Here is a 14,104-nt window from a genome sequence, read left to right on the forward strand (position 1 = left end):
CTGAAATCATAATAAAAATGAACCGGTTCATTTATGTAGTGTCACATTTTTACTGGATTTAACAGCTTTCGTTAATTAGTCATAGTGATATCTGTTTATAGTATGTTAAGTTAATTAACAAATCGATGAAAATATGCCGTTTGAGGAAAAAATGCAAAGCCATAATTCGTCTCGTCGGGACTTGTTGAAACGCATGGCAATGGGGCTGGGAGTGTGTGCAGCCGAAGGTGCGTTGCTAAACAATGCGGTTGCTGCGGCCTTGTCGTATGACGCATCGTCGTCACAATCAGGCCTGTTTACACCGCAACAACGCGCTGTGTTAAACGCCATTTGCGAGTGCGTAATCCCGCGCACTGATACACCGGGTGCCGCTGAGGTAGGCTGCGCAGAATTTGTTGAACACCAGTTATTGGTGGTGTTTGCTTCCGACACCCAACAGGCGTGTCAGGGGGTACTGCAAACTATCCATCAGGTAAGCACAAACGAGCAGGGCAAACCGTTTGCGTCACGTTCTATTGCTGAACAAATCGCATTGCTGGAAAAAGTCGAGGCCATGCAGCCCCCGTTTACACACCTTGAATACGGGCCGTTTAAGCAATTGAAAAACCTGATTGTGTTTGGTTATTACACCTCAATGCCGGGAGCGACACAGGAGCTCACCTATCTGGCCGTCCCCGGGCGTTTCGTTGGCTCTGTACCCCTTGCCGATATTGGCAGTGCGTACAGTTCTAAAGATTACTATTAAGCCGCGTTCGCAGTAGGAATTATTAACATGACACAACATCGTTACGTAAACGAGTCAGCGGAAGTCTACGACGCCATTGTGGTTGGATCGGGCATTACCGGTGGCTGGGCAGCTAAAGAGCTCTGCGAAAAAGGCCTGAAAACGCTGATGGTAGAGCGCGGCCGCGTGGTAGAACACCGTAAGGACTACACCACCGAAGCCAAGCCGCCCTGGGAATACCCCAATCGCATGAAAGTCGCTAAGAAGCTGATAGATGAAGAATACCCGATTCAGCAGCAGTGCTACGCCTTTCACGATGGTACAAAACACTTTTTCTCCAGCGACAAGGACTACCCGTATCACACCGAGCCAGATGCGCCTTTTAGTTGGATCCGCGCTAACCAGCTTGGCGGCAAATCCTTATTGTGGCATCGCCAGTCTTATCGGATGAGCCCGTTTGATTTTGAAGCCAATGCCAAAGACGGTCATGGCAATGACTGGCCTATTCGCTATGAAGACCTGGCGCCTTGGTATGACTATGTGGAGCGTTTTGTGGGGATCAGCGGCAATGCCGACGGGTTGCCACAACTGCCCGACGGTATATTTCAACCGCCGTTTGAGATGACGGCACCAGAGCGCGACTTTACCGCGCTGATGAAAGAGAAACACCCGGATAAACCGGTGATCATGAGTCGCTGTGCGCACTTAACCGCACCACAAAAAATACAGGTGGAGCTGGGCCGTATGCAATGTATGGCGCGCAACGAATGTCAGAAAGGGTGTTCATTTGGTGCGTATTTCTCAACCCAAAGCGCCACATTGCCAGCTGCGGCCCGCACCGGCAATTTGTATATTGCACCTAACAGTGTGGTAGAGAGCGTGATTTACAGTGACCAGACCCAAAAGGCCGTTGGGGTGCGGGTAATCGACAATGACACCCTCGAACAACGTGAGTATTACGGCAAGATGGTGTTTCTGTGTGCGTCGACACTGGGCAGCACGCAAATTATGCTAAACAGCACGAGTAAACGCTTCCCGACCGGCATCGCTAACAGCTCCGGGGTGTTAGGGCATTACCTGATGGACCACAACTACAATGCCTTTGTGACAGCTTCCATAGAGGGTTACGAGGACGAGTATTACATTGGCCGGCGACCTTCGTCGCTATACATTCCCAACTTCCATTACGAGCCTAAGCGATACCACAAAGCATTCAAGCGCGGTTATGCGCTGGCAGGCAGTGCCGCCCGTTCCGACTGGCAGGGCCTGGGAATGTCAGACGGCTTTGGTGTGAGCTTTAAGAATAAGCTGCACAACCCGGGTAAGTGGGGCATCGGCTTAGGCGCCCAGGGGGAAATGCTGCCGAATCGCGACAATCAGGTGCAGTTGCACCCCACCAAAAAAGACAAGTGGGGCATGCCTCAGCTGAGTATCAACTGCAAGTGGTCAGAAAACGAAACCATTATGATGGAGCACGCTGCTGACGTGTCGGTGAAAATGCTACAGGATGCCGGATTTGGCGACATAAAAGCCAACGTGAACTACTCGCCGCCCGGGCTGGCGATCCACGAAGTTGGGTCGGCCAGAATGGGGCGTGACCCGAAAGACTCAGTGTTAAATGGTTACAATCAGGCGCATGATGTACCGAATCTGTTTGTAACCGATGGCGCAAGCTATTGTTCGACAGGGGTGGGCAATCCATCGATTACCTTTATGGCCTTAACAGCACGCGCCGTAGACTATGCGGTGAAGGAATTTAAAGCAGGAAGATTATAATGACAAAACGATCAGTAATGCCTTTTGCGCCTGTATGGGCGGCACTCGCCATGACGCTAATGTTGACCGGGTGCGCAGAGCCGCAATCCGGAAGCTCACAATCGGCGCAGCCAACTGCCACAGCCGAAACGGCGTATCCGGCGTTCGAAAAACCGGGGATCAGCGTGCAGTTGTGGTCGGTAAAAGACGATGTGAAAGCGGATTTCGTAGGCACCCTGCAGGCCCTGGCTGACATGGGTTTTGACGGCGTTGAGTTTGCCGGCGACTTTGGTCCGTATCAGAACAACCCAACCGGGCTAAAAGCCAAGTTGGCCGAATTAGGTTTGGCGGTTAGCGGCGCCCATGTCGGTTTTGACGCGCTACGCGGTGATAAGCTGGTAGCAACGGCGTTATTTCATCAGCAGCTCGGCACGCCCTATGTGATTGTGCCCTGGGATGAGCGCGCTTTTGCCGCCGACACCGTTGACCTGGTAGCAAAGGAATTAACCGTGATTGCCGAGCGTCTGGCACCTTACGGGTTGCGCGTAGGGTATCACAACCATGCGCAGGAAATGGCCGACTATGGTGATATTACCTTCTGGCAGTATATTGCCAGCAACACGCCGGAATCCGTAGTCTTGCAGCAGGACGTGGGCTGGACGCTGGTGGCTGAAAAAGACCCGGTTGCGATGGTAAAAGCGTATCCGGGCAGAACCCTGACAACGCATTTCAAAGCCCCTGAATATGAGACGCCCAAGGGGACGCCCATTGTGGGTCAGGACGGCATTAACTGGTTACCGATTTACCAGGCTACTGCCGCTGTTGGCGGCGCGAAGTGGGTTGTGCTTGAACAGGAACAATATCCCAATGGCCTAACGCCATTGGAAGCGGTTGCGGCGACCAAACAGGGATTCGACAGCATTATTACCGCGGGTAATTAATCGAACGCCTTTTCAAGGATGGCTATGTGGATTGCTGCTTCGCAATCCACATAGCGACAAGCGTTCGAATAGACGGAAAGGCAATGTCGTCCAACTGGATGTCGCTCGGTGACACCCAGATGAGTTCGCTTATCTCATCTTCCGCTACCGTCATGACTGGCAATGCGCTGAGGGTGGTTTCAAACGCACAATCACAGGTTTTGTAGGTCACACCATTGTACTCGTAAGTATTGGGTTGCGAGCAGAAGTAGCGCCAATCGTGAAGGGTCAGCGCGAGTTCTTCTTCTAACTCACGGGTCAGTGCCTGTTCCAGCGATTCATCGTGATCCACAAAGCCGCCCGGCAAATCAAGCTGGCCTTTACCCGGGTCCCGGGCCCGGCGCGTCAGTAAAAGCTTATCTTCCCAAACTACAAACGCCGCGACGGCGGATGCGGTATTGTGAAAATACTCAAACTTGCAGGTTTCGCAGAAGTAACGATGACGGTTGCTGGTTACCGTGGTGGCAGTACACTTAGGGCAGTGAGAAAACAAAGCTGACTCCGGTTTACATTCGATTTACGGGTCCGACGCTGTCGCGAATAATGAATTCGTATGGCAACACGTGCTCACGAATAGCAGGCGTGTGGCCGTTGATCTGTTCGATCAGCAGGCTGGCGGCACGCTCACCGATTTTTTCTGCGGGCTGCGCAATGGTGGTGAGAGTAGGGGTCACGTACCTCGCTACTTCCATGTCATCAAAGCCAATCACCGATACATCTTCTGGTACTTTCAGTCCACGATCTGCAAAGCCCTTAATGGCGGCAATGGCCATTTCATCACTCATGCAAAAAACGGCGGTGGGGCGGTCTGCAAGTTGGCTGAATTGTTCAGCCGCACTGATACCAGACCAAAAATTAAAATCCCCTTCAATAACCAGTGCCGGATCAAATTCGATACCCGCTGCCTGCAAGGCCTGGCAATAGCCTTTTTGGCGATCTGCGGTATGCGGGTTGTCTTTTAACCCGGTCACCAGACCAATTCGACGATGCCCCAGTTTTACCAGGTAAGAGACGGCCTTTTCTGCCGCGGCGGCGTTGTCGATACGCACCGACACGCCGGGGGTGTTTTCGCAGCTGCTGGCAGTTACCGACAAAACGCCTTCCCGGGCTAAAAGTGGCTCACAGGAGCGACTGGGGCGCAGGTTAATGAGGCCATCAGCCAGGCGTGTTTCTACCATTCTTACGAAGGCTTCTTCGCGTTCAAAGGTGTCTTTGGTGTCGCCTAATAACACGTTAAATCCGGCTTGTTGTGCGACATTTTCTATACCGCTAATGAGCTTGGCAAAGAACAAATTGGCAATATCCGGCACCATCACCACAATGGTGTTAGCCCGACTGCTACGGAATCGTCGGGCGAGCAAATTGGGCTTATACTTGAGTTTTTTAATGGCCGCTTCGACTTTGAGACGGTTCTTGGCAGACACTTTCTCAGGCGTGCTTAGCGCCTTTGATACCGTGCCTGTGGAAAGGCCGGCTTCCTTTGCGACATCTCTGATCGTGGCCATGTTGTCCTCGTTAACTCGTTACTGCTACAAGGTAAACCAATTGGCAGTGGGAGTCACTCTTTGTAAGCGCGAGCCGTTTATTTCGGTGGTTACGCGCGTATGACGATTATTTTTCTTGTTTATCTTCCAACTTCAATCAAACTCGCTCTTTAAAAATCAGCGTGTGCAGAGGATGTATAAATTGAAACTATGGAAATGCGAAAATTTAATATTTTACTTTTGTTGATGAATTGTAAAATCTTAGTGCGGTAAGTGTGAACCAAAAGCTTGCCGTACTGAAGGACACAATAATGAAACCAAAGCACATACCCTTGAAAAAACTTGCCCTGGCGGTTTGTACCGGCCTTGGCTATTTAGCAACGTCAACTGCTATTGCTCAGGAAGAGCCGCAAACTGAACAGGAAGTGGAAGTCATCTCTGTTACCGGTACCCTCATTGAAGGCGTTAACCCGGTAGGGTCAAACGTCATTGGCCTTAATCAGGAGAAAATTATTGAGCAGGGCGTTACCTCTGCCACGGACGTACTGCGTCGAATTCCTCAAATGGATGCGTTCAACGAAGTACCGGAAAATACCCTGAGCTCTTCGATTCCCTTCGAGCCACCGCAAATTCGAGGTATTGGTGGATTAAGTGGTATGGCAACCCTGGTTCTGCTAAACGGAAACCGTTTGGTGCCGGTGGGTCCACTAAACTGGGTCGATTCGTCGATGATCCCAGCCAGCTTGCTGGAGCGCGTAGAAGTCATTCCTGATGGCGGCTCATCCATTTATGGTTCTGACGCGGTTGCCGGGGTGATTAACTTTATTCCTAAGAAAGACATGGAAGGCGGTGAGATCAGTGTTCAGTACGGCATGGGTCATGGTGACTACGACCGTATCGACGTATCTGGCGGCTTTGGCCACAGCTGGGACAGCGGTAACCTGGTTGCTGCGTTCTCATATGGCGACCGCAGCGCCATGTTTGGTAAAGACCTGGACTACATCAAAGAAGATTTAACTGCTCAGGGCGGCGCTGACTACCGCGCGACGGGCTGTAGCCCTGGCAATATCCTGTTGGACAACACGCTATACGGCTTGCCGGGTGTGGATGCTGGCAACCCTAACTATTGTTCAAGTTACGACAACCAGTCGTACTATCCGGAAGAAGAGCGCTACTCATTATTTACTAACCTGAATCAGGAGTTAGCAAAAGGTTTAACGCTGGATGTGCTGGCGTATTATTCGCGCCGTGATGCCGTTGACTATGACCCGGCTGACGTACGCACTTCCGGAGAGATTACTTCTGATAACCCGTATTTCGTTGCCGTAGGTGACGAAACAGCCAATACCGTGGCGTTTAGCTATGAAGATGTTTGGGGTAAAGCGGGTAAGAATCCATCTGTGTATGAACAGTGGCAAGTCACACCAACCCTGACCTATCAGTTAACGGATTCCTGGAAGTTAAAAGGAACACTGAACTACGGTAAGAGTGAATCAACGTACAACGATTACAAAATCAATTCCGAAGCTCAGGCGGCGGCATTGAGCGCAACGTCTGCTGACCAGGCGCTGAATCCGTACGATGTCAGTCAGACCAGCGCCTCAGTATTAGCGTCGATTGCTGACTGGCAGGAATATACGCTGTCTAAACAGGACCTGGCCGAAGTGAAACTGATTGCCAATGGTGAGCTGTTTGATATTACCGGCGGAACGCTGCGTGCTGCGGTTGGTACCGAGTACCGTGAAGAGTCATTCTATCAGGTCGTCGATACCGGCATGATTGGTTCGCCTTCAACGTCTTCTGTACGCGACATCGACCGCAGTGTGAAGTCGGTATTTGGTGAGTTGTATATCCCACTGGTAGGCGACGACAATGCCTTGCCACTGGTGCAGCATTTGGATGTGTCACTGTCGGCACGTCACGATCGTTACAACGATGTAGGTTCATCAACCAACCCAAAAGTCGCGGTAACCTGGAATCCAAGCGAAGACGTTACCGTACGCGGTACCTGGGGAACCTCGTTCCACGCCCCGGCGCTGGCTGACTTAGCGGCTCCATTACAGTATGAACTGTTCTTACCGTTCAGCCCGTTCCGTGCCTCAGACAGCCCGTTTGTACCGGACTTCTTTAAGCCAAGCTTCCTGGTTGGCGGTGCGTCTGAAGGCATTAAGCCTGAAAACGCAGAGACCATGTCTTTGGGTACTGACTGGTATGCGACCGACGAACTGAGAGTGTCGTTAACTTACTGGAGCGTGAAGTACGAAGACCGTTTGGATCAGAACGCAGGTTTCTTCTTCGGCCCGTCATACTACGACGAAGAAGTGAACCAGGACTACTTTATTCTGGGCCCGACATCGGCTGACGAAGTAATTGCGAAATTCGGCGATTTACCGGTTGCCGGATTCGATAGCCTGGAAACGATGTTTGCTGTATTTGGTGCGCCCTATGTGGTTTCTGACCAACGTAAAGCAAACATGGGTGCCTACGAGGTTGACGGCCTGGATTACTCTGTCCAGTACTTCACCGACGTAGCGCTTGGTGAGTTAGATGTAAACTTCAGCGGTACATACATTATGAACCGCGACAAAGAGAACGTGAAAGGCGCAGGCTTTAACGACACCCTGACTCAAGGTGACTTTAACAGCCCGATTTCAGCCTTAAACAGTGTAGCAACAGTGGGGCTTCGCAACGGCGATTTCTATGTTTCAGGCACCGTGTTCTACCGCGGTAAAGCCGAAGTTGGCGCTGAAACCATCGATTCGTATACGACGCTCTCGTTGTTTGCCAGCTACGATATCAACATGGACACCCAGGTGTCGTTCAACATTGATAACGTGCTGGATCAGGACCCGCCATTTCGTCTGATTGACGAAGGCGTGGCCTATAAGAGCATGGGCCGGTTTATGTCGGTTAGCTTAAGAACCAAGTTCTAAGCGCCTTGCACTGATAAAGGCTGGCCATAGGGGCCGGCCTTTTTGTTTTTCAATTTCGACGTAAAGGATGCTGTATGCGATTTTCTTTTCTGCCGGTAAGCCGGACTATTCGCACACTGCTGGTGGGCAGTGCTATGACGTCATTGTCAGTAGTCGCGGGTTCTATGAGCGACGCTGAATTCCAGCAGCCACCACAATATGCAAAGCCTTTGGTGTGGTGGCACTGGATGAGCGGCAATGTAACCGAAGACGGCATTGCCAAAGACCTAGCCTGGATGAACCGCGTGGGTATTGGTGGCGTGCAAAACTTTGATGCGCACCTGATGACGCCAAAAATCGTGGATACGCCAGTGCAGTACATGAGCGAAGACTGGCAGCAAAAGTTTCAGTTTGCGCTGACTCAGGCGCAGCAATACGACTTTGAATTTGGTATTGCGGCCTCACCAGGGTGGAGTGAAACCGGTGGTCCCTGGGTGACACCCAAAGACGGCATGAAGAAAATCAGCTGGAGTGAGACTTACGTAACGGGCGGCAGTACCAAGCCCATTACGTTGGCATTGCCACCGCAAACAACCGGTGTGTTTCAGGACTACGCCCAGGGCACCGAGATGTTCCAGGACGACAGTCACGCCAAAGATCACGTGCCGCATTATTACGAAGATATCGCTGTGTATGCGATCCCGCTCTCTGCAGCACCGGTAGAGATTAAAAGCGTAGCTACCAGTTATGGTGAGCCACTGTCGCTGACGTTAATGCAGGATGGTTCGTATACCACCGGTGCCACGTCTGTGTCTGGCCCGGATGAAGCCCTGGCCATTACCTTTGATTTTGGCGACGTACAAACGATACAAAGCGCGTCGTTCGCCATGCCTATTCCGGGGATGTTCCTGCCAGCTGCGTTTGCCCCTGTGGTGCAGGCCAGCGCCGATGGAAAGCACTTTACTGACGTAGCTGACTTTGTGGTTGAAACCAGCGTACAAAAAACCGTGTCGTTCGCACCGGTGCAAGCACGCTATATGCGTTTAGTCATGCGAGCTAACCCGAATGGCAAGTTTGAATTGCCTTCGTCTTCTGCGCCTGGTTCCGCACCACCACCGGGGTTTAAGTTACCAACGGGAGAGCCCCAGGCATCACCGGTCAACCTGCTGGAAGTGGCATTTTATGCACAGCCTCGCGTACACCGTTTCGAGGACAAAGCCGGGTTCGGTATTGTTGAAGATTACTACCCGCTGTCTTACCAGCATAACGCGAACGGCGTACCAGCAAGTGACATCATTGATGTCACCGACGCCTTGCAAGCCGACGGTACCCTGGCCTGGTCCCCGATTGAGGGCAACTGGAAAATCCTGCGGGTAGGGTATTCATTGACTGGTAAAGAAAACCACCCGGCCACGCCAGAATCTACCGGGTTGGAAGTGGATAAATACGACCCTGTTGCCGTGCGTAATTACATCGAGCATTACCTGGGTAACTACGCCAAAGCCAGTGGCAACAACAAGCTTGGGGAAGGCGTAAAAGCCTTGCTGAACGACAGCATTGAGGTGGGACCATCAAACTGGACGCCGGCTATGTTTGCAGAGTTTAAACAGCGCCGCGGTTATGATTTACGCCCTTGGTTGCCTGCGCTCACCGGTGTGGTGGTGAACAACGCCCAAGACAGTGACAAGTTTCTGTATGACTTCCGCCAGACCCTGGCTGAAATGATTGCCGACAATCACTACGGCGTGATCAGCAAGGTACTCGATGAGTACAACATGATTCATTATTCTGAAGCGTTGGAAAACGGCCGCCCTTCATTAGGCGACGGTATGCGGATGCGTCGCACTGCGGATATTCCGATGGCGGCCATGTGGTCATTCGACACCAACAACAAAATTGGTCCTGCACCCCAGTATTGGTCGGACATTCGCGAAGCTGCGTCGGTCGCGCACATCTACGGGCAAAACAAAGTAGCCGCTGAGTCACTCACCGCTGCTGCATCTCCCTGGGCGTTCTCGCCACGGGATCTTCAGCCCATGATCGACATGGAGTTTGCGCTGGGTGTAAACCGGCCGATCATTCATACCTCGGTGCATCAACCGCTGGACAACGGCCCGGGACTGAGCCTGTTTATTTTTGGTCAGTACTTTAATCGGTTAGAAACCTGGGCTGAGTTTGCCAAGCCCTGGGTAACTTACATCAGCCGCAATACCTACATGTTGCAGCAAGGGCGTTTCTACGCCGATGTGGCTTACTTCTATGGTGAAGAAACACCGCTTACTGCGTTGTATAACGACAAGCCGTCGCAAGACGTGCCGCGTGAAAACGGTTTCGATTATGTGAATGCCGATATCATTCGCGATTTGCTGCGGGTAGACAACGGTCAGTTGGTTACGCCCAGCGGTCAGCGCTATCAGGTGCTGTATTTGGGCGGTACCAGCGAGTACATGAGTCTATCTGTACTGCAAAAACTGGCTGAACTGGTAAAAGACGGTGCGACGGTAATTGGCGCCAAGCCGATGGCTTCACCCTCACTGCAGGATGACCCAACTGAATTCGCAGCGCTGGCCGATTCACTCTGGGGTGGCAACACGGGTAAAGGCCGCATAATTGAAGCCAGTGATATATCTTCAGGCCTGAAAAAAGCCGGTGTTAACGCTGATTTTGCTTATAACGCTAAACGTGATGATACCGAGCTATTCTTTGTGCACCGTCATACCGACAGCGAAGAGATTTACTTTTATACCCATCGCCAAAACCGCAGTGAGCCGGTCACCCTGCGCTTTGCCGTTACTGGCAAAACGCCGTATCACTACAATGCGGTAACAGGCGAAATTACGGCTGTCGATTACAAGCAAAAACGCGGTGTCACTGAAATCAAGCGCAACCTCGCACCGTTTGAATCGGGCTATATTGTGTTTGCAGATGACGAGCGGGTAAACGCGAAGAAACCTGCCAAAGGCCGTACATTTGCGTCGCTGGACGACAATTGGTCGGTGACGTTCCAGTCTGGTCGTGGTGCACCTGAAACGCCAATGACTATGCAAGCCGGTAACTGGGCAAACAGTAACGACGAGCGTATTAAGTACTTTTCGGGAACGGCAACCTATCAGCAAACCGTAGAACTAAAACGCCTGCCCAAAGGCAAGTCGCTGGTGCTGGACTTAGGGGATGTGCGGGAGCTGGTGGAAGTGAGCGTAAACGGCAAGGTAGTAGACACCTTGTGGAAGCCGCCGTATCAAACCGATGTGACGGATTTCCTGACATCAGGCAGTAACACCATCACATTGAAGGTGACAAACCTGTGGGTGAATCGTTTGATTGGCGATGTGCAGCCCGATGCCGAAGAAACCTTCACATTCACTACTGTCCCTACTTATATTCCTGACGCACCACTGCGTGAATCGGGTTTGTTAGGGCCGGTTAAGATCCTGACGAAATAAACACGACAACATGAGGGGCAGCTTGCCCCTCGTAATCTCCTGCACTCTACACCGCTTTAATTCGGAGTTAACCATGCACACCGTTACCTTGTATGGCTCGCCAGGCGCTTGTTCGCTGGTGAGTATGATTGCCCTTGAGCATGCTCAGATACCCTACACATTGAACAATGTGATACTGGCTAAGGGCGAACACAAGCGCCCGGAATACCTGGCTGTTAACCCCAAAGGTAAGGTGCCAGCACTGAATCTGAACGGGCGGGTGATCACGGAAACACCGGCCATTCTTATCGCCCTGAATAGCACTTGGCCACAAGCGCGATTGTTTCCTGAAAGCGTAGACAGTATTCAACGCATCAGTGATTTAAGCTATTTAGCCTCCGGCGTACATCCGCTGGTAACCCGCTATTGTCGCCCCGATCTTATTGCTGGGGACGGTGACGTAAATGAAGTGAAAGCACGCGCAGAAAGTGCAATTGCGGGAATATTTAACCAGCTCAATACCATGCTAAGTAACCAAGCTTATTGGTACGGCGATAGCTGGTCTGCCATGGACGCTTACTGGTTTTGGGTGATACGCCGCCTGACGGGGGCAGGATTTCAGCTGGATGCATACCAGCATGTAGCAGCGTATTTTGAGCAAATGCACACACTTGAGCCTGTTGAACTCGCGCTCAAGCATTCCTAGTTGCTAAGCGATATCGCAAGCAAACCGTCGTCCCTGAATCGCGAAGCGATATCAGGGAACTTGCGAAGCGGTAGCACAAAGGCCCGTCATCGCTGAATAGTGCCGCGATATCAGGGAACTTGCGTCGCGATATTAGTGAGCCAATCGTGATATCATCAGCATACTTCGTCATCAATCCATTTCGATATGTTGTACCACGTACTCGGCATACTCAGTGCAGTTCTGTTTATACTCACCTGGCTTGGATTATGGGCTCAGAACAGGCGTATTCATCTTCACCGCCAAAGCAATGCGCATGGTACCCAAAGTTTGTCGCTCAATCAGTTTGGCTCAAGCTTTTTTGCTTTCTACGCTAATTTTATGTTCGGCATTGCCGTCGAGCCATTCAATCATTATCTGGTGTGGACTCGCTGTGGCGCGCTATTACTTACGCTGGTTATTCTTTGGCGCATCTGGCAGGAAAGGCGCACATCAACCACCTTTTTGACGTTGCTTGTCTCAGGTTTAGCCCTGTGCGGTGGATTTATCTCCATGGGTTATCGCCCGTTTCCCGCCTTTGCACAAATAGGGGCCAACGGGCTAATGCTGGTGGTGACAGCTATTCTGATCCAGGGAACAGCACATCAATGGCTGATTCTGCGTCGCTACGGTGAGATAGGCGCACTGTCCTTCGGCTTGTTTCGCAGTATCTTAATAAAAGATGTCAGTACGCTGCTATTTGGCTTAACCATGCCGCTCAGCCAAAGCTGGCCGCTGTTGGTATTAAATGGCGCCAGCGTCATTATGCGTGGCAGTGTGCTGCTGCAGATGGAGTTACTTAAACGGAAAAAGGCGTGACCCCGCCAGCCAATGCATAGGCTTAGAAAGGGGGGAGCTCAGTAATGTTTCGTTACTCATTCTCGGATATCAATAACGAAAAAGTATTCATCTAGAAGTAAAAGCGGGCATCGCCTAAAGAAATATGAATGAAGAGCTTCTTTAAGCAATGGCCGTGATATCAGTGATATTCTTTAATTAACAACCACCTGTGTATGCGACATTAGAAGTGCACTGCTGCTCTCCTTGACTCGACCAACAAGTCTTATACCTAATAGCGCAACTACCACCACGTGGCAGGGTTGCCCCGGGATACTGAGCATCATAGCGTTCTTTGGGAATCCAGCCACTACCATCACCCAGGTTAATTTCGATACTATCGGCCATACCTGCCAAGTTTTCCAACAAACAAGAAGAGACTAGTACGTCCACCAAATCTGCGAAGTTACCACTTGAAAACGTCGCATATGGTATGCCATCGACTAAAGATGAGCCTCGTCCGAAACTAAAATCAAGGAAAAGATCTCTATCACCAGCTACTTCAGACTCACCTTCATATCCGACAGCGAAAAATAAGACATTGCCAACACCATAGTATTTTATGGCAAAAACGCCCTGCTTTTCGATGCACCAACCCAGGTTGACTCCGCCACCATCTTTACTGACGCGAAAGCCTAAGCCTGTAAAATCATAATCTTCATTAAAATCCGCCCAGTCAGTATTGCCAATTTTACTGGCAATTTGTTCTCTCATCTCTCTATGAATACGCCTTTGAGCTCCCGGTCCGGTCATGTAATCAGATGGGTGATTAGAACAATCTCCACCCTGCTGATTTGAGCTGAGTGGTGATAGGTTGGACTCATTTATACCAGGCGCAGATGATGACGCACTAGCAGCTTTAAGGCTTGATGCAGAATAGAAATTATTTGCATAAACAACGGTATTGGCTGCTTTTAAAAATTCAGCGTGTATATGGTAAAACGTTTCGAGGGAATCGATTTCAATTGACGTCAGTGACGCATCCGTCGCAGTAATAGATAGCGCTTCACTGTCGCTATTGGCATTAGTCGCAGTGACATTAAATTTATACGCTGTTTGAGTAACCGGATTGGCAACAATGACATCTTTTGCCGATGTATTGCAACTGAACGTCATGTCATGGGAAAAACCACCACCATTATTCCAGGAACAATTAGGTGTTTCATAAAATTGTTTTACCGCTTCCTTGGCATCGTTGTAATCGCATGAACTACAAATGTAAGACTCAGTAAGTGCTGCGAGGACTGGTTGAGTGAAAGTAATCGC

At 50.8% G+C, this 14,104-nt stretch carries 10 protein-coding genes; 7 read left to right on the plus strand and 3 right to left on the minus strand.

The window, feature by feature from the left end:
• The first annotated feature begins 151 nt into the window (after positions 1-151).
• The 3 genes from BUB81_RS14765 to BUB81_RS14775 are packed head-to-tail and all read left to right on the plus strand — an operon-like array spanning position 152 to position 3,420.
• A complete protein-coding gene (locus tag BUB81_RS14765; protein ID WP_073324116.1) occupies positions 152-745 on the plus strand; it encodes a gluconate 2-dehydrogenase subunit 3 family protein in 594 nt (197 codons plus the stop codon).
• A gap of 27 nt (positions 746-772) precedes the next feature.
• Positions 773-2,500 (plus strand): GMC oxidoreductase, encoded by a 1,728-nt coding sequence (locus BUB81_RS14770; protein WP_073324117.1) that lies wholly within the window; start codon positions 773-775, stop codon positions 2,498-2,500.
• The gene (locus tag BUB81_RS14775; RefSeq protein ID WP_245819231.1) at positions 2,500-3,420 is read left to right on the plus strand and encodes a sugar phosphate isomerase/epimerase family protein; all 921 of its coding nucleotides are present in this window, start codon (positions 2,500-2,502) and stop codon (positions 3,418-3,420) included. The genes BUB81_RS14770 and BUB81_RS14775 overlap by 1 nt, the downstream gene beginning before the upstream one ends.
• A gap of 22 nt (positions 3,421-3,442) precedes the next feature.
• On the opposite strand, the gene BUB81_RS14780 is transcribed toward BUB81_RS14775, so the two are convergent.
• Both BUB81_RS14780 and BUB81_RS14785 read right to left on the minus strand, forming a co-directional pair.
• Positions 3,443-3,952: an NUDIX hydrolase gene (locus BUB81_RS14780; protein WP_084526611.1), complete on the minus strand. Its 510-nt coding sequence runs from the start codon at positions 3,950-3,952 to the stop codon at positions 3,443-3,445.
• Positions 3,953-3,965: 13 nt separating this feature from the next.
• Positions 3,966-4,964, minus strand: coding sequence for a LacI family DNA-binding transcriptional regulator (locus BUB81_RS14785; protein ID WP_073324119.1), 999 nt, complete (start codon positions 4,962-4,964; stop codon positions 3,966-3,968).
• 290 nt (positions 4,965-5,254) lie between these two features.
• On the opposite strand from BUB81_RS14785, the gene BUB81_RS14790 reads away from it, so the two are divergent.
• The 4 genes from BUB81_RS14790 to BUB81_RS14805 all read left to right on the plus strand — a co-directional run bounded on the left by BUB81_RS14790 (position 5,255) and on the right by BUB81_RS14805 (position 12,820).
• Positions 5,255-7,876, plus strand: coding sequence for a TonB-dependent receptor plug domain-containing protein (locus tag BUB81_RS14790; RefSeq protein ID WP_073324120.1), 2,622 nt, complete (start codon positions 5,255-5,257; stop codon positions 7,874-7,876).
• A gap of 74 nt (positions 7,877-7,950) precedes the next feature.
• The gene (locus BUB81_RS14795) at positions 7,951-11,298 is read left to right on the plus strand and encodes a glycosyl hydrolase (protein WP_073324121.1); all 3,348 of its coding nucleotides are present in this window, start codon (positions 7,951-7,953) and stop codon (positions 11,296-11,298) included.
• A 73-nt stretch (positions 11,299-11,371) separates the two neighbouring features.
• Entirely contained in the window at positions 11,372-11,983 is a 612-nt protein-coding gene (locus tag BUB81_RS14800) for a glutathione S-transferase family protein (protein WP_073324122.1), read from the plus strand.
• 186 nt (positions 11,984-12,169) lie between these two features.
• Positions 12,170-12,820 (plus strand): hypothetical protein, encoded by a 651-nt coding sequence (locus tag BUB81_RS14805; RefSeq protein WP_073324123.1) that lies wholly within the window; start codon positions 12,170-12,172, stop codon positions 12,818-12,820.
• A gap of 177 nt (positions 12,821-12,997) precedes the next feature.
• On the opposite strand, the gene BUB81_RS14810 is transcribed toward BUB81_RS14805, so the two are convergent.
• On the minus strand, positions 12,998-14,104 hold a 1,107-nt coding region (locus tag BUB81_RS14810), incomplete at its 5' end, for a hypothetical protein (protein WP_175555820.1).

The sequence above is a fragment of the Marisediminitalea aggregata genome, assembly GCF_900129565.1.
Lineage (GTDB): Bacteria > Pseudomonadota > Gammaproteobacteria > Enterobacterales > Alteromonadaceae > Alteromonas > Alteromonas aggregata.

Coding starts and splice junctions, on each gene's coding strand:
- BUB81_RS14775 (WP_245819231.1), top strand. CDS start 2,500: ATGACAAAACGATCAGTAATGCCTTTTGCGCCTGTATGGGCGGCACTC.
- BUB81_RS14805 (WP_073324123.1), top strand. CDS start 12,170: ATGTTGTACCACGTACTCGGCATACTCAGTGCAGTTCTGTTTATACTC.
- BUB81_RS14785 (WP_073324119.1), bottom strand. CDS start 4,964: ATGGCCACGATCAGAGATGTCGCAAAGGAAGCCGGCCTTTCCACAGGC.
- BUB81_RS14765 (WP_073324116.1), top strand. CDS start 152: ATGCAAAGCCATAATTCGTCTCGTCGGGACTTGTTGAAACGCATGGCA.
- BUB81_RS14770 (WP_073324117.1), top strand. CDS start 773: ATGACACAACATCGTTACGTAAACGAGTCAGCGGAAGTCTACGACGCC.
- BUB81_RS14800 (WP_073324122.1), top strand. CDS start 11,372: ATGCACACCGTTACCTTGTATGGCTCGCCAGGCGCTTGTTCGCTGGTG.
- BUB81_RS14795 (WP_073324121.1), top strand. CDS start 7,951: ATGCGATTTTCTTTTCTGCCGGTAAGCCGGACTATTCGCACACTGCTG.
- BUB81_RS14790 (WP_073324120.1), top strand. CDS start 5,255: ATGAAACCAAAGCACATACCCTTGAAAAAACTTGCCCTGGCGGTTTGT.